The sequence below is a fragment of the Pseudarthrobacter sp. TE9888 genome, from assembly GCF_056279345.1.
In genome coordinates this window covers 334548-355227 of sequence record NZ_JBWBRD010000002.1, presented here as the reverse complement: position 1 = coordinate 355227, position 20680 = coordinate 334548, and the positions used below count along the sequence as shown (strand labels likewise).

Annotated in this window: 19 protein-coding genes; 12 read left to right on the top strand and 7 right to left on the bottom strand. The window is 66.8% G+C overall.

What is annotated here, in order from left to right; genetic code table 11:
- Positions 1–38: 38 nt before the first annotated feature.
- Positions 39–1127, bottom strand: coding sequence for a LacI family DNA-binding transcriptional regulator (locus ACZ9J7_RS02210; protein ID WP_476206644.1), 1089 nt, complete (start codon positions 1125–1127; stop codon positions 39–41).
- A gap of 315 nt (positions 1128–1442) precedes the next feature.
- On the opposite strand from ACZ9J7_RS02210, the gene menD reads away from it, so the two are divergent.
- Positions 1443–3194, top strand: a complete 1752-nt coding sequence (menD, locus tag ACZ9J7_RS02205; RefSeq protein ID WP_476211791.1) for a 2-succinyl-5-enolpyruvyl-6-hydroxy-3-cyclohexene-1-carboxylic-acid synthase — start codon at positions 1443–1445, stop codon at positions 3192–3194.
- Between the two features lie 99 nt (positions 3195–3293).
- Here the strand turns inward: menD and ACZ9J7_RS02200 are convergent, their stop codons facing one another.
- From ACZ9J7_RS02200 to ACZ9J7_RS02185, 4 genes are all read right to left on the bottom strand, one after another.
- Positions 3294–4070, bottom strand: coding sequence for an amino acid ABC transporter ATP-binding protein (locus ACZ9J7_RS02200; RefSeq protein ID WP_476206642.1), 777 nt, complete (start codon positions 4068–4070; stop codon positions 3294–3296).
- Positions 4067–5026 carry an amino acid ABC transporter permease gene (locus ACZ9J7_RS02195; RefSeq protein ID WP_275179716.1) on the bottom strand — a complete coding sequence of 320 codons (960 nt, stop codon included), beginning with the start codon at positions 5024–5026 and terminating at the stop codon, positions 4067–4069. The genes ACZ9J7_RS02200 and ACZ9J7_RS02195 overlap by 4 nt, the downstream gene beginning before the upstream one ends.
- A 35-nt stretch (positions 5027–5061) precedes the next feature.
- Positions 5062–6015: an ABC transporter substrate-binding protein gene (locus tag ACZ9J7_RS02190; protein ID WP_476206641.1), complete on the bottom strand. Its 954-nt coding sequence runs from the start codon at positions 6013–6015 to the stop codon at positions 5062–5064.
- A gap of 188 nt (positions 6016–6203) precedes the next feature.
- Positions 6204–7604, bottom strand: a complete 1401-nt coding sequence (locus ACZ9J7_RS02185; protein WP_476206639.1) for an isochorismate synthase — start codon at positions 7602–7604, stop codon at positions 6204–6206.
- A gap of 114 nt (positions 7605–7718) precedes the next feature.
- On the opposite strand from ACZ9J7_RS02185, the gene ACZ9J7_RS02180 reads away from it, so the two are divergent.
- The 4 genes from ACZ9J7_RS02180 to ACZ9J7_RS02165 all read left to right on the top strand — a co-directional run bounded on the left by ACZ9J7_RS02180 (position 7719) and on the right by ACZ9J7_RS02165 (position 12043).
- A complete protein-coding gene (locus ACZ9J7_RS02180) occupies positions 7719–8495 on the top strand; it encodes a demethylmenaquinone methyltransferase (protein ID WP_476206638.1) in 777 nt (258 codons plus the stop codon).
- A gap of 3 nt (positions 8496–8498) precedes the next feature.
- The gene (locus ACZ9J7_RS02175) at positions 8499–9830 is read left to right on the top strand and encodes a geranylgeranyl reductase family protein (protein ID WP_476206636.1); all 1332 of its coding nucleotides are present in this window, start codon (positions 8499–8501) and stop codon (positions 9828–9830) included.
- A complete protein-coding gene (locus ACZ9J7_RS02170) occupies positions 9827–10927 on the top strand; it encodes a polyprenyl synthetase family protein (protein WP_476206634.1) in 1101 nt (366 codons plus the stop codon). The genes ACZ9J7_RS02175 and ACZ9J7_RS02170 overlap by 4 nt, the downstream gene beginning before the upstream one ends.
- A gap of 462 nt (positions 10928–11389) precedes the next feature.
- Positions 11390–12043: a DUF559 domain-containing protein gene (locus tag ACZ9J7_RS02165; protein ID WP_476206632.1), complete on the top strand. Its 654-nt coding sequence runs from the start codon at positions 11390–11392 to the stop codon at positions 12041–12043.
- Between the two features lie 113 nt (positions 12044–12156).
- Here ACZ9J7_RS02165 and ACZ9J7_RS02160 read toward each other — a convergent pair whose 3' ends face one another.
- Positions 12157–12585: a hypothetical protein gene (locus tag ACZ9J7_RS02160; protein ID WP_175316201.1), complete on the bottom strand. Its 429-nt coding sequence runs from the start codon at positions 12583–12585 to the stop codon at positions 12157–12159.
- Between the two features lie 51 nt (positions 12586–12636).
- On the bottom strand, positions 12637–13290 hold the full coding sequence (locus ACZ9J7_RS02155; protein ID WP_476206629.1) for a trimeric intracellular cation channel family protein: 654 nt from the start codon (positions 13288–13290) through the stop codon (positions 12637–12639).
- Positions 13291–13350: 60 nt separating this feature from the next.
- Here ACZ9J7_RS02155 and ACZ9J7_RS02150 point away from each other — a divergent pair, with 60 nt between their 5' ends.
- From ACZ9J7_RS02150 to ACZ9J7_RS02120, 7 genes are all read left to right on the top strand, one after another.
- Positions 13351–14208, top strand: a complete 858-nt coding sequence (locus ACZ9J7_RS02150) for a sirohydrochlorin chelatase (protein ID WP_476206628.1) — start codon at positions 13351–13353, stop codon at positions 14206–14208.
- 54 nt (positions 14209–14262) lie between these two features.
- A complete protein-coding gene (locus ACZ9J7_RS02145) occupies positions 14263–16008 on the top strand; it encodes a nitrite/sulfite reductase (protein WP_476206626.1) in 1746 nt (581 codons plus the stop codon).
- Entirely contained in the window at positions 16008–16763 is a 756-nt protein-coding gene (locus ACZ9J7_RS02140; protein WP_476206625.1) for a phosphoadenylyl-sulfate reductase, read from the top strand. The genes ACZ9J7_RS02145 and ACZ9J7_RS02140 overlap by 1 nt, the downstream gene beginning before the upstream one ends.
- Positions 16760–17704: a sulfate adenylyltransferase subunit CysD gene (gene cysD / locus ACZ9J7_RS02135; RefSeq protein WP_476206623.1), complete on the top strand. Its 945-nt coding sequence runs from the start codon at positions 16760–16762 to the stop codon at positions 17702–17704. Before ACZ9J7_RS02140 ends, cysD begins: the two co-directional genes overlap by 4 nt.
- Complete coding sequence (locus ACZ9J7_RS02130) at positions 17704–19113, top strand: sulfate adenylyltransferase subunit 1 (RefSeq protein ID WP_476206622.1); 1410 nt, start codon at positions 17704–17706, stop codon at positions 19111–19113. The genes cysD and ACZ9J7_RS02130 overlap by 1 nt, the downstream gene beginning before the upstream one ends.
- A gap of 116 nt (positions 19114–19229) precedes the next feature.
- Positions 19230–19676, top strand: a complete 447-nt coding sequence (locus tag ACZ9J7_RS02125; protein ID WP_476206620.1) for a transposase — start codon at positions 19230–19232, stop codon at positions 19674–19676.
- Positions 19640–20680, top strand: coding sequence for an IS3 family transposase (locus tag ACZ9J7_RS02120; protein WP_476206618.1), 1041 nt, complete (start codon positions 19640–19642; stop codon positions 20678–20680). The genes ACZ9J7_RS02125 and ACZ9J7_RS02120 overlap by 37 nt, the downstream gene beginning before the upstream one ends.

Sequence of the window (20680 nt, the reverse complement as noted above, 5' to 3'; positions counted from 1 at the left end):
CCACTTCACACCGGACCCGGGCCCGGCCGGCGGCGTGGTCAGCGTCCGGCCGGGACCAGGCCGGTGGACTCCCTGACCACCAGCCGGCAGGGGACCAACGTCTCCCGCGCGGCGCCGGAGACGGCGGCGGCAGCCGCGCCGCCGTCGTCGGACGTTCCCTCCGGCGCCGACCCCACCTCGGCGAGCAGCGACGTCATGGCGGCGGCCCCCATTTCCCGGAGCGGCAGGGCCATGGTGCTCAGCGCCGGGACCATGGCCTTGGCGATGCGGAACTCGTCGTCGTATCCCATAACGGACACGTCCTGCGGGACGCCCAGGCCCAGCCGGTAGCAGGCCAGCACCACACCGATGGCCAGGCGGTCGTTGGCGCACAGGATGGCCGTGGGCCGGGCGGCCGGCTCCACGCCTTCGAGGAGTTTCATGGCGCCGTGGAAGCCGGCGTCGATGTCCCAGCCCACCTGGATGACGCGGTCCTCGTTGACAGGCATCCCCGCGCCGCTGAAGGCCGCACGGTAGCCCTCGATCCGGCGGGGCGCCGCGGGCGTCAGGGAGTCGCCGGCGAGGAACGCGATGTCCCGGTGGCCCAGCGACATTACGTGCTCCGCGGCTTCCCGGCCGCCGCGCACTTCGTCAGGAATCACGGCCGAAAGCCCCGCCTCCGGCCGGTCATCGAAGCAGTTGGCCAGGATCGACGGGACACGCGCCATGTTTGCGGGCACGTGCAGCGGCCGCAGGCCCACGGTCACGTACATGAGGCCGTCTACCTGTCGGTCCAGCAGGGTTTCCACGGCGCTCTCGTCGCGGGACTCGTCCAGCTCGGTGTCCATGACCACGGTCACGAAGCCGTGTTCCCGGGCCACCGCATCCGCGCCGGCAATGATGTTGCCGTCGAACGGGCTGGTGACCACCTGGTCGGACACGATGCCGATGACCCGCGACTGCTGGTTGCGCAGGCTCAGGGCGATCTTGTTGGGGGAGTAGTTAAGCGTCTTGGCAGCTTCCCGGATCCGCTGCTGGCTTTCGAGGGCCACGTTTCCGTCGCCGCGGCCGTTCAACACCAGCGACACGGCACTGCGCGAGACGCCTGCCAGCTTGGCGACGTCGAGGGCGGTGGCCTTGCGCTTCATTGGCGGTCCTTCGGGTGCTGGGATCTCTTGCTTGGGTGCAGTTTACCTAACTCGTGTGAGCTTCCGCTCTCTCCCGACGCCCCATCAACTTTAGCCCCCTTTTCGGGAACGCCCCATCACCTGTTGCCTCCTTTTCGGGAACGCCCCATCACCTTTTGCTTCCTTTTCGGGAACGCCCCATCACCTTTCGGGCCAATGAAGGCACGAGGTGATGGGGCGTGTGGTGGATTGGGGCAGGAGGTGATGGGGCGTGTGGTGGATTGGGGCAGGAGGTGATGGGGCGTTGAAGGGTGGCAGACTGGGTTGGTGACTTCGTTGAACGAACCAACCCCGGACACCCCCGGGCTGGGCAGCCCTGACGTCCCCGAGGCTGAGCTGGGCGCCCTTGCCGCGGCGCGGATCGCCGTCGACGTCCTGCTCGACGGCGGAGTGCGGCACGTGGTGGTATCGCCGGGTTCGAGGTCGGCGCCAATGGCATACGCCCTCGCCGAAGCCTCCGCCGCCGGCCGGGTGGAGCTGCTGGTCCGGATCGATGAGCGCGCTGCAGGCTTCACCGCACTGGGCCTTGCCCTGTCCAGCGGCTCTCCCGCAGCCGTCCTCACTACGTCCGGGACCGCCGTCGGAAACCTGATGCCGGCCGTGATGGAAGCCAATCACGCGGCCGTCCCGCTGATTGTCCTGTCAGCGGACCGGCCGGATGAGCTGCGCGGGACCGGAGCCAACCAGACCACGGTGCAGCCGGACCTCTTTGGCGAGCAGGTCCGGTTCGCCGCCGATGTTCCCGCCGGCAGCAACCCCGAGCGGGCCATCCAGACCGGACTGTCTGCAGCCACCGGAGCCTTCCCGGACCTTCCGCCGGGCCCCGTCCAGCTCAACCTCGCGTTCCGCGATCCGCTGGTTCCCGCCCCAGGGGACCGGCTGCCCGACGCCGTGGAGCGGCAGCGCTACCGGGTGGGGGCCGAACCGCTGGTCATGAACCTGCCCCCGGCCCCGGAGACCTTGCCGGAGCGGCGCACGGTGGTGCTCGCGGGGCACGACGCCGGTCCGGTTGCCGAAGCATTCGCCCGCGCCCACAACCTGCCGCTGCTCGCCGAACCCTCCTCCAACTCCCGCTTCGGCCCCAACGCCGTAGGCCCGTACCGGCTGTTGCTGGAACATTTCCGGGCCGGCTCCGCGCAGCCCATCGAGCGCGTGGTGCTGTTCGGCCGGCCCACGCTTTCCCGTCCGGTGGCCGCATTGCTGGCCAGTGCCGTCGTCGAATCCGCCCTGTACCAGCCCGTCCCGGTGGCCTGGTACGAGCCCGGGCGCCGCACCGAGCTGCCGCTGGAGAACCTGGCGGACCTCGCCGAATTCGCCGGCCGGGGGGCCCCCGACTGGCTGGACACCTGGCTGCTGGCGGGATCAGCCGCGCAGCACGCCCTGGACCGGGTGGTGTCCGCCGAACCCGCCGCGAACGGACCGTCTGTGGCGGCGCTGGTCTGGAAGCACTCCCGCGGCCAGCTGCTGCTCGGTTCCTCCAACGGCATCCGCGACGTTGACCTCGCCGGCCTTCCCGCCGCGGATCCAGCCGCCATCGTGTATGCCAACCGGGGCCTGGCCGGCATCGACGGCACCATTTCCACCGCCACCGGCATCGCCCTCGGCGGCCGGCAGCAGACCACCGTCCTGCTGGGCGACGTGACCTTCCTGCACGACGCCGGCGGCCTCCTCCTCGGCGCCGGCGAAGAACAGCCGGATCTGCGGATCGTGGTCCTGAATGATTCCGGCGGCGCCATCTTTAGCCTGCTCGAGCACGGGGGAGTGGAGGAAGGCGGCCGCTACGGAGACGCCGTCGAGCGCCTCTTCGGCACCCCGCACTCGGTGGACATCGCGGCACTCGCCGCAGCGTACGGCGTCGGGCATTCCCTGGTAAGTACGACGGCGGGACTCGCCCAAGCACTGGGCCAGCCTGTGCGGGGGCGCAGCATCGTGGAAGTCCGCACGGACCGCCGGTCGCTGCGGCAACTCCACGAACGGATCAAGGATGCCGTCTCCGCTGCGGTGGAGGCAGTGCTCTCCGGGCAGTAGCTGGCGACGCGCACATCAGCCCACAAAGCCGAAATGCCCTGTCGCCTCCGGAACACCGGTAGCGACAGGGCATTTGCGTGTCGAAAACGTGGAACTGGGTCAGAGCACGCGGCCCAGGAACTCCTTGGTGCGCGCGTGCTGCGGGTTGGCGATGATCTCGCGGGGATCGCCCGATTCCACCACCACACCGCCGTCCATGAAGGTCAGCGTGTCACCCACCTCGCGGGCGAAGCCGATTTCGTGGGTCACCACGATCATGGTCATGCCGGACTTGGCCAGGTCCTTCATCACGTTCAGGACATCGCCCACCAGCTCCGGATCCAGCGCCGAGGTGGGCTCGTCGAAGAGCATGAGTTCCGGGTCCATGGCCAGGGCCCGGGCGATGGCAACGCGCTGCTGCTGGCCGCCCGAGAGCTGCGACGGGTAGTGGCCGGAGCGGTCCGCCAGGCCCACCCGGTCCAGCAGCTCCAGCGCACGCTTCTGGGCGGCAGCCTTGGACTGGCCCTTGACGTGCACGGGCGCTTCCATGACGTTCTGCAGCGCGGTCTTGTGCGGGAACAGGTTGAACCGTTGGAATACCATGCCGATTTCGCGGCGCTGGGCGGCAATTTCCTTGGTCCTGAGGTCGTGGAGCTTGCCGTTGACCTCACGGTAGCCAATCAGCTGGCCACCTACGGAAATCCGCCCAGCGCTGATGCTCTCCAGGAGGTTCACGCAGCGCAGCATGGTGGATTTGCCGGAACCCGAGGGCCCGATCACCACCGACACTTCGCCCTGGTTGACGGTCATGTCGATGCCCCGGAGTACATGGTGGTGCCCGTAGTACTTGTGGAGACCCTCGATCTTGACCAGCGGCTTCTCTGCTGTGACGGTCATCGTGCACTCTCCTCGGGGAAGTCCGTTTCTATTGACCGTCCGCCGTCCTGGCTCAGGGCCACGCGGGCCGACTTGGCCACTGGCTTGCCCGCCGGCGCGAGATTGTCGACGCCCTTGCCGTAGTACGCCTCAATGTAGTGCTGTCCCACCATCAGGATGCTGGTGATCACCAGGTACCAAATGGCGGCCACGATCAGCAACGGAACCGGGAGGTAGGTCCGGTTGGCCAGGGCGTTGGTGGCGAAGGTGAGGTCCAGGGTGAACGGCACGGCCAGGACCAGCGAGGTGGTCTTCAGCATGCCGATGGTTTCGTTGCCCGTGGGCGGAACAATGACACGCATGGCCTGCGGCAGGATGATCCGCCACATGATCTTCGTCTTGCCCATGCCCAATGCCTCGGCCGCCTCCATCTGCCCGCGGTCAACGGACTTCAGGCCCGCGCGGAAAATTTCCGCGAGGTAGGCCGATTCGTTCAGGCCGAGGCCCAGGATGGCTGCCACGGTGGCGTTGATGACCGCCGCGGTGTCCAGGCTGAAGAGCTCGGGTCCGAACGGCACGCCCGCGCTGATCTTAGGGTACAGAACCGAAATCAGGCCCCACAACACCAGCTGGGTGTAGACGGGTGTTCCACGGAAGAACCACACCCACACCCAGCTGGACCAGCGGAACACAGGGTTGTCAGACTGGCGCATGAACGCCAGCAGGATGGCCAGGACGATGGCCAGGACCATGGACGTGACCGTCAGCAGAAGCGTCCAGCCCACGCCCTGGACCACCTTGACGTCCAGGATGTAGGTGCCCACCACATCCCAGCGGAAGTTGGGGTTGGTAAACAGGCTCTGCAGGAACAGAACGACAAGCGCCAGGATGATGAACGCGCTGATCCATCGGCCGGGGTGCCGCACCGGCACAGCTTTGTTCAGTACCGGTGCGTCGTCCTTATGCTGGCCGTCCATGTGCACACCTGACTTGTCGTCGGTAACGCGAAAACTCAAGACTTAACCGCCGGGTTGACCTCGGACTTGGTGATGGCACCTTCGGAGTTGCCCCAGCCGTCCAGGATCTTCTTGTAGGAGCCGTCCTGCATCAGCTTGGTGACGGTCTTCTGGATAACCTCTGCCCAGGCGGTATCGGCCTTGGCCACGGCGATGCCCTGTGGAGCGGAGTCGTAGACGTCGCCCAGCTTCTCCAGCTGGCCGTTGGTCTGGGTCAGTGCGTAGCCGATGATGGGGGAGTCGGCGGCCATGGCATCGATGCTGCCGTTCACCAGGCGGGTGGTGACATCGGTCTGGTTCTTCAGGGTGACGATGTCGATGGGCTTCTTGCCGTCAGCAACGCACTTCTTGTTGCGGTCGGACAGGTCCGGATCCTCCTGCACGGTGCCGGTCTGCACACCGATGGACTTTCCGCACACGTCGTCCAGGGAGAACTTGTTGGGGTTGCCCTTCTTGACGGCCCACGCGGTGCCTGCGTTGAAGTAGCTGACCATGTTCACTGCACCCAGGCGCTCCGGGTTGATGGTGAACGAGGAGATACCCAGATCGTACTTGGGGCCGAGGGCCGGGAGGATGCCGGTGAACTCCGCGGTCTGGACCTGGACCTTGAGTCCCAGGGTGGCGCCGATGGCCTTGGCGATGTCCACGTCGTAGCCGACAGGTGTCTGGCCGTCCGCACCCAGGAACTCGGCCGGGGCGTAGCTGGTGTCGGAGCCAACCGTGATGGTGCCCTTGGACTTGATGGCGTCCGGGACCATGGCGGCCAGGGAGTCGTCCTTCTTGACGGTGGTTGGATCAAAGCTGGCGCTGGCGCTGCCCGACGAGGTAGCCGCGCTGGAGGGACCCGTTTCCGAGGCGTTGGTGCATGCTGAGAGGGCCAGGGCGCTGATGGCGATGATGGTGGCAGCGGTCAGCTTGGACGTGCCCAGGAGGGTACGGGGAGTCTGCATTTCTTACCTTTTGTTGCAGGGGCTATGAGGTACTAACGCGGCTTATAGTGTAACGCTCAACAAGAGAGGTACGTCACACGCAACTAAGTTTCACTATTGGATAACTGTAACGGTGACAAAATCAAGCCTTTCAGAGCAGCAGTAGTCTGTCATCCCAGACTCGCTGCCCGGAAGGCACAAAAAGAACGTCAGCTGCTGATGCCCAGCGATTCAAGCATCGGCCGGAACTTGGCCCACGTCTCCGCGAGCTCGGCCTCCGGCTGCGAACCGTCCACGATGCCGCAGCCGGCATACAGCCGGACAGTCTCGGGGGACTCGATGACTGCGCCGCGCAGGGCGATGCCCCATTCGCCGTTGCCGGCTGCGTCCAGCCAGCCCACGGGACCGGCATATGGCCCGCGGTCCAGGTGCTCCAGCTTGCGGATCAGTTCCCCGGCCACCAGCGTGGGCGTTCCGCAGACAGCAGCGGTGGGGTGCAGCGCGTTGATCAGGGCCAGGCAGGTGGGCACGTGGCCTTCCACCTCGGTGAGCTCGGCTTTCACGTCGGAGGCCAGGTGCCAGACGTTGGGCAGCTCCAGGATGAAGGGTTCGTCATGGGCATTCATCGCCTCGGAGAACGGCGCCAGCTGCTTGGTCAGCGACTGGATGGCGATCTCATGCTCATGTCGTTGCTTCTCGGAGCCGGCCAGGACGCGGGTGGCGTAGTCCATTGGCAGGCCGTCCTCGCCGTGGGCGTCTCGGCGGTCCAGGGTGCCGGCCAGTACTCGGGCCTGGGCGGTGCGTCCTTCCACCTGGATCAGCATCTCGGGGGTGGCCCCCACCAGTCCGTCCACGCCGTAGGTCCAGCATTCGCGGTACCGGGCAGCCAGCTCCCGCAGGACGTCTGCGGCATGTACGCCGGAAGGAATAGTTGCCACGACGTCCCGGGCCAGCACCAGCTTTTCCAGGGCGCCCGTGCGGATTTCGGCAACACCGGCTGCCACTGCCTCCATCCAGGCTTCCTCGCTGAGGGAGCCGGTGTGCAGCGTTGCGCCGGCTGCCAGGGGGAGTGGGCGGACGACGGCGCCGCGCGCCTGGCCGGGCACGGCACCAACGGACGCGTCCCCGGCTGAGTCCGCTGCCGGCGTCGTGCCTGCCGTAGCCGGCGCAGCGTGGGAGCCGCCGCCGAGCCAGCGGTCCAGCGCGGCGAGGGCCGTCTCTTCGGTGAGCGGGCCGCCGTCGAACGTCAGCTGGGTGAGCCACGCCTGGTTGTCCCGCACGCCCACCACGATCTCCGGCACGATCAGCCGGGACTCGTGGGCCGACGTTTTGGAGAACGCGAAGGAGCCGAAAGCGACGGGACCGGTGCCCGGCAGCTCCACGGAATCCGCCACCTCGGCCTCCAGGACCAGGTGCCGCCACCAGATGTCCGCCTCCAGGAACCGGTCCGGTCCCGTGGCGGTGAAGCGGGCGGTCTCGCCGAAGCCCGCCAGGCCGGCTTCGCGCCGGGTCCAGCACAGGACATCGTCACGGACCAGAAACGAAGGCAGTCCCCCGGGGAATGCTTTGCCATCCAGGGGGACCGTCAGGGTGCGGAACGTGCTCGTCATGATGAGACAACACTACTCCCGCGTAAGCCGCGGCCTTCCCGGCGCCTGGACACCCTCCGGAGGAGCACGGCGGGGCTGGTCAGCACCGTCAGGAACATTTGAGACAATGTCATGGTGAACCGAGCATCCTTGGATAAGCGTCCGGACGAAGTAGCCACGATGTTTGACGACGTCGCACCGAAATACGACGTCGTCAACGATGTCCTCTCCATGGGGCAGACCCGCCGCTGGCGGAAGATCGTGGTGGATGCCATGGAAGTCTCCAAGGGCCAGCGGGTCCTGGACCTTGCGGCCGGAACCGGTACCTCCAGCGAGCCGTATGCCGACACCGGCATAGACGTGGTGGCCTGCGATTTCTCCCTGGGCATGCTGAAGGTGGGCAAGCGCCGCCGCCCCGACATCGACTTTATTGCCGGGGATGCCACCAACCTGCCGTTCGCCGACAACACGTTTGACGCCACCACCATCTCCTTCGGGCTGCGGAACGTCAACGAACCCAAGAAGGCGCTGGCCGAGATGCTGCGCGTCACCAAGCCCGGCGGCCGGCTGGTCATCGCCGAGTTCTCCCAGCCGGTGGTTCCGCTGTGGCGCACCATGTACACCGAATACCTGATGCGCGCCCTGCCCGCCATCGCCGTCAAGGTCGCCTCGAACCCTGACGCATACGTGTATCTTGCCGAATCCATCCGCGCCTGGCCGGACCAGGACCACCTCGCAGCATGGCTGCAGGAATGCGGCTGGGAGAAGGTCACCTACCGCAACCTCACCGGCGGCATCGTGGCGGTGCACCGCGCGTTCAAGCCTGCCGATTCCTCGCCCGACGGCGCTGCTGCCGCCATCGCTGCGCACAAGGGCCCGGTGGCCAAGCTGCGCCGCAACACCGTTCGCTGACCCGTGAAGGTACTGATTGTCGGCGCGGGTCCGGCCGGATCCACCGCCGCGTACTACCTTGCCAATGCCGGCCTCGAGGTCACGGTCCTGGAAAAGACGCAGTTCCCGCGGGAGAAGGTCTGCGGTGACGGGCTGACGCCGCGTGCCGTCCGCGAGATCCAGAAGCTGGGCCTGCCGCACCCGGAGAACGAGGGCTGGCGCCGGAACAAGGGCCTGCGCCTGATCGCCGGCGGCCGCACCATCGAGCTGCCCTGGCCCGAGGTGTCCGACTTCCCGCAGTACGGACTGATCCGCACGCGCCTTGGCTTCGACGAGGAACTGGCGCGGCACGCGGAGGCCGCGGGGGCCACCATCCTTGAGCGGCACAGCGTCACCGAGGCCCTGCGGGACGACGCCGGCCGGGTCACCGGTGTCCGCGCAGCGCGCCTGGACGAGTCCGGACGCAAGACGGGGGAGACGCGTGAGTTCAGCGCCGACGTCGTCCTCGCTGCCGACGGCAACTCCACCCGCACCGCCGTGTCCCTCGGGATCCAAAAGCGCGACGACCGCCCGCTGGGCGTCGCCGTCCGCACCTACTTCACCTCCCCACGCACCGACGACGACTGGATGGAAGGCTGGCTGGAGCTTCCCGGCCGCGACGGCAAGCTGCTGCCCGGCTACGGCTGGGTGTTCGGAGTGGGCGACGGCACCTCCAATGTCGGCCTGGGCATCCTGAACTCCTCCAAGGAATTCGGCAAGCTCGACTACAAGCAGGTCCTCCGCGAATGGACCGCCGGCATGCCCGCAGACTGGGGCTTCACCCCGGAGAACCAGGTGGGCGAGATCCGCGGCGCCGCCCTCCCCATGGGCTTCAACCGCACCCCGCATTACTCGCCCGGCCTGCTCCTGCTCGGCGACGCCGGCGGCATGGTCTCGCCGTTCAACGGCGAGGGTATCTCCTACGCCATGGAGTCCGCGCGCTTCGCCGCCGAGTTCATCATCGACGCCTCCTCACGCACCGCTGCCTCGGGCGGAACGTACGACGCCGATGCGCACCTTTCGCGGTACGCGGACTATGTGCGGGGCCAGTGGGGTTCGCATTTCACGCTTGGGCGGGCCTTCGCCGCGGTGATCGGGAAGCCGGCCGTCATGAAGCTTGCACTGCGGACCGGCATGCCCATCCCGGTGCTGATGCGGTTCGTTGTCCGGCTCCTTGCCAACCTCACGGACCCGTCCGCGAAGGGCTTCGAGGACCGGGTGATCCGCGTCCTGGAATCACTGGTTCCGGCCACATCCAATACCCCGTCAGCTCCGAACCAGCGGTATCCGCAACAAAAAGTTAGGGTTAACCCGTGACCAACTCCGCAGACCACAGCTGGACGCACGCCGGGCACGGCCTGCCGGACTCCGAACCCAGCCTCAACACCACCGCCATCGCCACGGGACTTCAGCTCCCTGCCGGATTTGCGGCCATCGCGGGGGACGCCGAGCTGGGCCCGGCCATCACCAACAACCTGGCCAAGGTGGAGAAGAAGCTCCGCGAAGCCATCGCCAACTCGGATCCCCTGGCTGACGCAACGTCGCGCCACCTCGTGGAGGCCGGGGGCAAGCGGATCCGTCCGCTGCTGACGCTGCTGTGTGCCCACCTCGGGGATGCGTCCCTGCCCGCCGTGGTGCAGGCCGCCGTCGTGGTTGAGCTCACGCACCTGGCCACCCTGTACCACGACGACGTCATGGACTCCGCTCCCTTCCGCCGCGGCGCTCCCACGGCGCACGAGGTGTGGGGCAACTCCGTCGCGGTCCTGACCGGGGACCTGATCTTTGCCCGCGCCTCCATCCTGGTGTCCGAGCTCGGAGGCCGCGCACTGGGCATCCAGGCGCGCACCTTCGAGCGGCTGTGCCTGGGCCAGCTGCACGAGACCGTGGGCCCGCGGCCGGACGAGGATCCGGTGGCGCATTACCTTTCGGTCATCGCCGACAAGACCGGCTCCCTCGTGGCTGCGTCCGGCCAGTTCGGTGCCATCTTCTCCGGCGCCGACGAGGCCTACGAGGACGTCCTGGTGGAGTACGGCGAGAAGGTGGGCGTGGCCTTCCAGCTCGCGGACGACGTCATCGACGTGACGGGCGTGAAGGTCAAGTCCGGCAAGTCCCCGGGAACCGACCTGCGCGAAGGGGTACCCACCCTGCCGGTGCTGCTCCTGCGCAAGGCTGCCGTTGATGGCGACCAGTCCGCCGTCGACCTCCTGAAGCTGATTGATGGCGACCTGTCCTCCGACGAAGCGCTTGCTGCGGCCGTTGATGGACTGCGGGAGCACCCTGTCACCGCGGAGTCCTGGGTGGTTGCACGCCAGTGGGCCAAGGAAGCCATTGACGCCCTGGCTCCGCTGCCCGAGGGCGTTGTCAAGGAGTCGCTGTCCAATTTCGCGCTGGCTGTGGTGGACCGCGCCAGCTGATTACTGTCCGTTAGGAGCCCGGTACCTCTGGTTGATCCAGCCGCGGAGGTGCCGGGCTTCTTCGTTGTGCCGACTCGGCCGTGGCAGCCGGGCTTAACGGGATAGCCCCGGTCCTCAGCAACCGAAGCTGCTGTGAACCGGGGCTATCTCTCCGTTCGCATCAGACCCGCCGGAGGCGTTTAGCGGATCCGTGAATAGCTTATGACAGATTTGTCACAATGCGCAAGTCCTCTGTAACTGCTTGTGTCAAAGAGTTTTCAGGGAGCTCCGCCGGCTGTGGATGCGTCCTCGCACAACTGCGTGATTTATAGCTGGCCAGGCAGCTCCGCACCCCTTCAGCACGCGGGACAGGCCGCCTGCGCAGCCCAGAAATCACGCAATTGCGTCCGCGACTCTGGTGGCGTTATCCACATGGACAGAATCCACTGCTTCGTCGCGGGCTGCGCACGGACACGATAAGGGATGGACATCTGCGACTACCTGGCCAGGCGCGGGGGAGCAGCCCGCTCTCTTGAACTGCAAAGGGCCGGCTTCACGCGGACCCGGGTGGGACAGGCTGTGGCGCTGGGCGTTGTGGTCAGAACCGGGCGCGGCGTCTATGCGCTGCCGGGCGACGGACGGGTGGCAGGGGCTCTGGCAGCCGGCGGGCGGCTCACGTGTTTGTCCGCGGCCCCCATCTACCGGCTGTGGACTCTCATCGGCCCAACAGGACTGCACTTAAGCCGGAGCCACCCCACCCATACGTCCGCCAGGGCGCTGCTGGACCTGGTGATTCCCCGCGCGGACTCCGTGCTGGAGGTACTCGTAAATGTCCATTTCGCGCGGGCCGGATTACGGGTTCGGCGGCATGTCTACATTGCCGGAGTTGGAGAGGTGGAATTCCTCGTCGAGGAGTGCCTGGTAGTGGAGACGGATGGCTCAACGCATTTCGAGCCGAAGTCCATCAAACGGGACCAGCGGCGCAACAACCGGAGCATAGTTGGGGGCTACCTGGTGTTGCGCTACTACTATGAGGACGTTATCCACCGGCCCGAGGCGATGGTCGCGGAGGTTCAGGCGGTGCTGCGGGTGTGGCGGAGGCCGACGAACAGCGGGCTTGGCGACCTGTTTGCGTGATATATGGGCTCTTAACCGGCGAGTGCCCCTGCAAACGCAGGGGCACAGCTCAAAATCCGGTCCATAAGTGACGTATTTACGTCAAAGCCGAAGGCCAGTGAAGCCGCGGAGGCTTACTCTTCCTCTTCGTCCTCGAACGCCCACTCGAACATGTCGAAGACGAACTCGGAGAAGGTGCCTTCCTCGGACTTCCACTGGCCGCGGGCGTTGTTGCGGCGGTACACGATGGGGTCCGGGACGCTGAGGTCGCCCACCCGGAAGCCCCAGGTGAACGCTTCCTCTTCGTCCTCGAGGAACATGAGGAAGCCTTCGTCGTCCACCTCGAGCTCTTCGGGGTCCCAGAAGTAGTGGTAGGCCTCCATCAGGTCCTCGCAGCCGCCCAGTGCAAGGTAGAACTCGCGCAGGACCAGGGGGATCTCGAACTGGTGGTCGGCAAGGGCCTTGTCGAGCTCCTCGGGAGTCAGGCCATCAGCTTCCTGCCATTCATCCTCGAGATACTTCGGAACAAGCGCACGGAACTTCTCGAGGAACATGTCAGTCATGCTCATATCCTAGCTAATCCAGGGGCTCCCAAAATGACATGGAAACCAATGTCACAGCCCCGAATCGCTTGCCCGCCGGTGCCACCCGCGGACCGCCAGCGGCGCCTGCCACGAGCGCCGCCAGGCCAGGACGCGGAACGCGAAAACCAATGCCGCGGTGGCGGCCGCGGTCAGCACGTTGAACACGCCCAGGACCCACAGCACCGCAGTGAACGAGGCACCCACAAATGCGGGCAGCGCGTAGATGTCCTTGGGGTTGAAAAGCTCCGGCACCTCATTGGCGGTGATGTCACGAAGCAATCCGCCGCCCACGGCCGTCGTCACCCCCAGCAGTACCGACGCCACCGGATTGAGGCCGGTGGCGAGGGCCTTGACCGTACCTGTCATGCAGAAGAGTGCCAGGCCGGCGGCGTCGAACAGGGTCAGCAGCGACGTGTAGCGCTGGACGCTGGAGAACAGGAAATACACCAATGCCATGGCCAGCAGCGGAGGTGCGAGGTACGCCGGATTGGTGAACGCAGCAGGCACAATGCCCAAAACGATGTCCCGGATCACGCCGCCGCCCAGGCCCACCAGTGAGGCCAGCAGCAGTGATCCCACGATGTCGATCTGCTTCCGCGCCGCCAGCAGTGAGCCCGAAACGGCGAAGAAGAACACGCCCAGCAGATCCAGCCATACCGGGGAGTTGTCAAAGGCGAATGTCATGGGGCGTCCCGCTGTTTCAAAGAGGGCGGACAGGGCGGCTCCAACGTTACGCTAGCCCGTATGAACAGCCCCATCATGATCGCCTGTGCCCATGGGACGTCCAACACACAGGGGGCCGCAGAGGTCAATGCCCTGCGTGCCGCCATCGCGGAGCTCCGGCCGGGCCTTGATGTCCGCGAGGCTTATGTCGATGTCCAGCAGCCGGACCTGGTGGACGTGGTGGCGGGGCTGCCCGAGGGCAAAGCTGCGGTGGTAGTGCCGCTGCTGCTTAGCGTCGGTTACCACGTAAAAGTCGACATCGCCAAGGCTGTGAAGAGCCGGCCGGGCAGTGCCGCGGCGGCGCCGCTTGGCCCCGACCCGCGCCTTGCGGCCCTCCTGGACCAGCGGCTGCGCGAGGCCGGCACCACCGACAACGACGTCGTCGTGCTGGCCGCCGCGGGCTCGTCGAATCCCAATGCCGCGGTCAGCGTCGAGGAACTCCTGGGCCAGCTGCGGCAGCTCCGGTCCAACCGGATGGTGGCCGCCTATGGTGCCTCAGCACAGCCCTCAGTGCCCGACGCCGTTGCCATGCTCCGCGAGGAACTCGCCGGGGGCGCCGGCGCGGGGGAGTCCGCCGGGGCTGTCGACGTCGGTGGCCGGGTGGTGATTGCGTCCTACCTCCTTGCTCCGGGCTTCTTCCACGACCAGCTGGCCAAGGCGGGTGCCGACGTCGTGACCCAGCCCCTGCTGCCATCCCCGACGCTCGCTGAGATCGCGCTGGACAGGTACGACGCCGCCGTCGCCACCATGGACGGAACGCCGGGGGAAGCAGCCACGGCGGCCTCCACTGAAACGCCAAACGAGGCTTCCGGCGATGCACAGCAGGGTGGGTTCTTCAAGGTCCTCCGGCGTTTCGTGACGAAATATTTCCCTAGGTGACTTAGCGTTTCCGGGCCTTTGTGACGCTATTCGGGGGCGCCCTACAGTCGTTGCATGACTGATACAGCTCTAGCCGGAGCGTCGGCGGACTCCGCTGCCACCAAGCGCCCCGCCCGCCCGTCCCGCCCCGCTGCGAAGCCGCACGGCCAGTGGAAAGTGGACGGCAAGACGCCGCTGAATGCCAACGAAACCTGGAAGCAGGAAGACGACGGCCTGAACGTCCGCGAGCGTATCGAGTCCATCTACGCCAAGGAAGGCTTCGACGCCATCCCCAGCCAGGACCTGCACGGCCGCTTCCGCTGGTGGGGCCTGTACACCCAGCGCAAGCAGGGGATCGACGGCGGCAAGACCGCCACCCTGGAGCCGCACGAGCTCGAAGACAAGTACTTCATGCTCCGCGTCCGGATTGACGGCGGTGCCCTCACCACCGAGCAACTGCGCGTCATCGGCCAGATCTCCGTGGACTTCGCCCGGGACTCCGCCGACCTGACCGACCGCCAGAACATCCAGCTGCACTGGATCCGGGTCGAAGACATCCCCGAGATCTGGAACCGCCTGGAATCCGTGGGCCTGTCCACCACCGAAGCATGCGGCGACGTGCCCCGCGTCATCCTCGGGTCGCCCGTGGCCGGCATCGCCAAGGACGAGATCATCGACCCCACCCCGCTTATCGCCGAGCTGGGGGAACGGTTCATCGGCAACCCGCTGCTGTCCAACCTGCCCCGCAAGTACAAGACCGCGATCACCGGCCACCCCAGCCAGGACGTGGTCCACGAGATCAACGACTGCGCCTTCGTGGGCATTGAACATCCCGAGCTCGGCGCCGGCTACGACCTCTGGGTGGGCGGCGCGCTGTCCACCAACCCGATGCTGGGCAAGCGCCTCGGTGCGTTCGTGCAGCCGAACCAGGCCGCGGACGTGTGGCTGGGCGTGACCAGCATCTTCCGCGACTACGGCTACCGCCGCATGCGCACCAAGGCCCGCCTGAAGTTCCTGCTGGCCGACTGGGGCCCGGAGAAGTTCCGGCAGATCCTCGAGGACGAATACCTGGGCTACAAGCTGGCCGACGGCCCCGCCGCGCCCAAGCCCGCCACCCCCGGCGACCACGTGGGCGTGCACGAGCAGAAGGACGGCAAGTTCTTCATCGGCGCCACCCCGATCGCAGGCCGCCTTTCCGGTTCCGGCCTGGTCAAGCTCGCGGACACCCTGGAGGCCCGCGGCTCCTACCGGCTGCGCACCACCCCGCACCAGAAGATCGTGGTGCTGGACGTCGAGAAGGACCAGGTGGAGCCGCTGGTGTCGGAGCTGGACGGCCTGGGCCTGTCCGCCCGCCCGTCCGTCTTCCGACGCGGCACGATTGCCTGCACCGGCATCGAATACTGCAAGCTGGCCATCGTCGAGACCAAGTACACGGCCGCCACCGCCGTCGCCGAACTCGAGCGCCGCCTGGCGGACCTCGCCGGCTCGGGCCAGCTGCCGCCGGCATTGTCGCTGCACATCAACGGCTGCCCCAACTCCTGCGCCCGCATCCAGACCGCGGACATCGGCCTCAAGGGCATGATGCTGCCAACGCCCGACGGCGACCCCTCCCCGGGTTTCCAGGTCCACCTGGGCGGCGGGCTGGCCAACAATGATCGCGAGGAAGCCGGGCTGGGCCGCACGGTCCGCGGCCTGAAGGTTTACGTCAACGACCTGCCCGACTACGTGGAGCGCGTGGTCCGCCGGTTCGTGGCCGACCGCACCGAAGGCCAGACCTTCGCCGAATGGGCCCACGCGGCAGACGAGGAGGCACTCCAGTAATGTCCAAGCACGCACTCGGAGCAGACCCTGTGGCATCGCCTGCCACTGCCCCCACCCTCCGCTCCAAGGAAGAACTCAAGGCCCTTGCCGAGGCCGGCGCCGCCGAGCTCGGCTGGGACGCACCCGCCCGCGACGTGATCGCCTGGGTGGAGCGCAACTTCGACCTGCCGGCTGTCGCCGTCGCCTGTTCCATGGCCGACGCCGTCCTGCCGGCCCTGGTCGCGGACCAGATGCCGGGCGTCGACGTCCTGTTCCTGGAGACCGGCTACCACTTCCCGGAAACCTATGCCACGCGTGACGAGGTGGCCGCGAACCTCCGGGTCAACGTGGTGGACGTGCTCCCTGAGAACACCGTGGAGCAGCAGGACCGGCTGCTGGGCAAGGACCTGTTTGCCCGGGACGCCGCCCAGTGCTGCGCCCTCCGCAAGGTGGCCCCGCTGCAGCGGACCCTGGCCGGCTACGAACTGTGGTTCACCGGTGTCCGCCGCGACGAAGCCCCCACCCGTACCAACACGCCGCTGGTCACCTGGGACGAGAAGAACGGCCTGGTCAAGGTCAACCCCATGGCTGCATGGACGTTCGACCAGCTGGTCCAGTACTCGGACGACAACCTTTTGCCCGTCAACCCGCTGCTTTCCCAGGGGTACCCCTCCATTGGCTGCCAGCCCTGCACCCGCAAGGTGGCGCCCGGCGAAGACCCCCGCGCCGGCCGCTGGGCAGGATCCGACAAGACAGAATGCGGACTACACGTATGAGCACTTCACTTACCGAGGAGACCCAGGTGACTGACACCGCCGTATCCACGCGCCTGTCCAGTCTGGACACCCTCGAATCCGAAGCGATCCACATCATCCGCGAGGTTGTTGCCGAGTTCGAGAAGCCCGCGCTGCTGTTCTCCGGCGGCAAGGACTCCGTGGTGATGCTGCACCTGGCCACCAAGGCCTTCTGGCCCGGCAAAGTACCGTTCCCCGTGCTGCACGTGGACACCGGCCACAACTTCCCCGAGGTCATCGAATTCCGCGACCGCACCGTTGAGCGCCTCGGCCTGAAACTCGTGGTCGGCTCCGTGCAGGAGTTCATTGACCGCGGTGAGCTGGCAGAGCGTGCCGACGGCACCCGCAACCCGCTGCAGACCGTCCCGCTGCTGGACGCCATCCAGCAGAACAAGTTCGACGCCGTGTTCGGCGGCGGCCGCCGCGACGAGGACAAGGCCCGCGCCAAGGAGCGCATCCTGAGCCTCCGCGACGAGTTCGGCCAGTGGGATCCGCGCAACCAGCGCCCCGAGCTGTGGAACCTCTACAACGGCCGCCACACCGTGGGCCAGCACGTCCGCGCATTCCCCATCAGCAACTGGACCGAGCTGGACATCTGGCGCTACATCGAGCGCGAGAACATCGAGCTGCCCGGCCTGTACTACGCCCACGAGCGCGAGGTGTTCGCCCGTGACGGCATGTGGCGCGCAGTGGGCGAAGTGTCCCAGCCGCGCCCCGATGAGGACGTCATCACCAAGACCGTCCGTTACCGGACCGTGGGGGACATGTCCTGCACCGGCGCCGTTGAATCGAACGCATTCACCGTATCCGACGTCGTTGTTGAAGTTGCCGCCTCCACCCTGACCGAACGTGGCGCTACCCGCGCAGATGACCGCATCTCCGAGGCCGCCATGGAAGACCGCAAGAAGGACGGGTACTTCTAATGACCACGATTTCCGAGATCCCGGCGGGCTCGATCAACGAGGCCCTGCCCACCACGCTCTTCCGCTTCGCCACGGCAGGATCGGTCGACGACGGCAAGTCCACGTTGGTGGGCCGCCTCCTTCACGATTCCAAGGCCATCCTCGCTGACACCCTCGACGCCGTGGCCCGCACTTCCGCGGACCGTGGCTTCGGCGGCGAAAAGGGCGGGATCGACCTGGCCCTGCTGACCGACGGCCTGCGCGCCGAGCGCGAACAGGGCATCACCATCGACGTGGCCTACCGCTACTTCGCCACCGACCGGCGCAGCTTTATCCTGGCCGACTGCCCCGGGCACGTGCAGTACACCAAGAACACGGTGACGGGCGCGTCCACCGCGGATGCCGTCGTCGTCCTCATCGACGCCCGCAAGGGTGTCCTGGAGCAGACCCGCCGGCACCTGTCCGTGCTGCAGCTGCTGCGGGTGGCACACGTAATCGTGGCCGTGAACAAGATCGACCTGGTGGACTTCAGCGAGTCCGTGTTCCGCGGCATCGAAGCCGACGTGCAGCGGGTGGGCCGGGAACTGGGCCTGGGCTCGGACGGCATCAGTGACCTGCTGGTGGTCCCCGTGTCCGCGCTCGACGGCGACAACGTGGTGGATCGCTCGGAGCGCACCCCCTGGTACACCGGCCCGGCGCTACTGGAGGTCCTGGAGACCCTGCCCGCCGCCGATGAGCTTGAAAGCCACCTGGAAAGCTTCCGCTTCCCGGTCCAGCTGGTCGTCAGGCCACAGGGCGCCCTGGCTCCCGACGCCGTCGCCGCCGGCCTGGACGTTGAGGCTTACCGGGACTACCGGGCGTACGCCGGGCAGATCACCGAAGGCTCCGTGAAGGTGGGGGACCAGGTCTCCGTGCTGACGCCGGGCCAGGCCCCGCGGACCACCACCGTGGTGGGCATCGACTTCGCCGGGAAGTCCCTGGAGGAAGCTGCCGCGCCGCAGTCCGTGGCCATCCGCCTGGCGGACGAGTTCGACGTCGCCCGCGGTGACACCATCGCCGCCGCCGGCACCGTCCGCGAAGCCTCCGCCGACCTGTACGCCGCCCTGTGCTGGCTCTCGCCCAAGCCGCTCCGCGAAGGCCAGAAGGTCCTGGTCAAGCACGGCACCCGCACGGTCCAGGCCCTGGTCCGCAGCGTGTCGGGCAAGCTGGACCTGGCAACCTTCAAGCTTGAGGGTGCCTCCAGCCTGGAGCTCAACGACATCGGCCACGCGCAGCTCCGCCTCGCCGCACCCCTGCCGCTGGAGAACTACCTGCACCACCGCCGCACCGGCGCGTTCCTGGTGATCGACCCGCTGGACGGCAACACGCTGGCCGCCGGCCTGGTCAAGGACCACCCGGGCGACCACGAGGACGAGCGCTACAGCATCTAGCCAGCGTCCAAATCGCCGGAACACTGCGGGGCCGCCGTAACTTCCCTGTGTGTCAGGCTGTTGTGTGACAGTTTCGCTGTCGCTGCGGCCGGCGCTCAGGACGGGGAAGGTCCATCATGGATTTCGTTATGCCTGTCCGTGTCACGAATCGGAAGCACTTCACGACCGACCAGAAGCACGCGATTCTGGATGAGTACGACAAATGCCTGGAGTGGGGCTCTAAGGCCGCATTCATCCGGGCGGCCGGCATCACCGAAGGCACCATCAACACCTGGTGCCGGCAGAGGGAAGCCGGTCAGCTGAGGTCCAGATCCGACACGGTAAAGGAGGACCAGCGATTGAACGCAGGCGATAAGCAGTTGCTCAAACGGGTCTTGAAAGAAAACGAAATCCTCAAGGCCAAACTGGCACGGTCCGAGGCTGCCGTGGACATTCTGGGAAAAGCTTCCGCGCTCTTGGACGCGATGGCCAAGAGCGCGGCAGCGACGGATCCGAAACTGGAAGAACCGGAGCCGCAGCGGCCCGAGTGGCTGACGCCAAAATCTGGAAAGACATCGCCCTGACCTTTGCCGGGAAACTGATCACGGCCGGCTGGTCAGCGGTGAAGGCCTGCGCCCTGGTGGGCCTTCACCGCACGGCCTGGTACCGGCACTTGAGCCCGCCCACACCGCCCGGGATCCTGGTGCCCCATGTCCACCGGGCCTACCCGAACCGGATCAGCGACGCCGAAGCCGAGGCGTTCATGGAGCTGTTGAACTCCCGGGAATACGCCAACCTTTCCGTCACCCAGGCCTACTACCGGATGCTCGATGCCGGGCACTGCTTCTTCTCCATCGCCGCCGCCCATCGCATCGTGGCCCGGCACGGACAGAACGGCGACCGCCGCGAACAACGCACGGCAACCGGTCCCAAACGAGCCAAACCGGTCGTGCACGCCACCGCCCCGAATCAGCTGTGGAGCTGGGACATCACGATGCTCCACGGCCCGGGGAAACACACCTACCGGCTCTACACGATGTTGGACGTGTTCTCCCGCAAGGTCGTTGGGCACCGGGTCGAACACACCGAAACCGCGTCCCTGGCCGCGGCACTGATCAACGACGCGGTCACCGCGAACCGGCAGCGCCCAGAGGTGCTTCATGCCGATAACGGGGCACCCATGCGGGCCGGCAGTACCCTTCAGCTGGCCCAGTCCCTGGGCATCACTCTGTCCTACTCCCGGCCAAGGGTCTCGGACGACAATCCCTACTCCGAATCACTGTTCAAGACCGTGAAATACGACCTGGACTTTCCGCGCCGCTTCCGCGACATCCAGCACGCCCGGGACTACATGGCGGCTTTCTTCGCCAACTACAACGCCAACCACCGCCACAGCGGTTTGAACTACTACACCCCGGACCTCGTCCACAAAGGGCGCGGGAACCAAGCACGCCTACAACGGCAAGCCACCCTCGACGCGATCTATGCACGCCATCCGCAGAGATACCGCAACAAACCCACCGCACCAGCTGTGCCCTCTCAGGCCGGCATCAACCACAAAACCACCCCGCTGTCACAGACAGCTTGA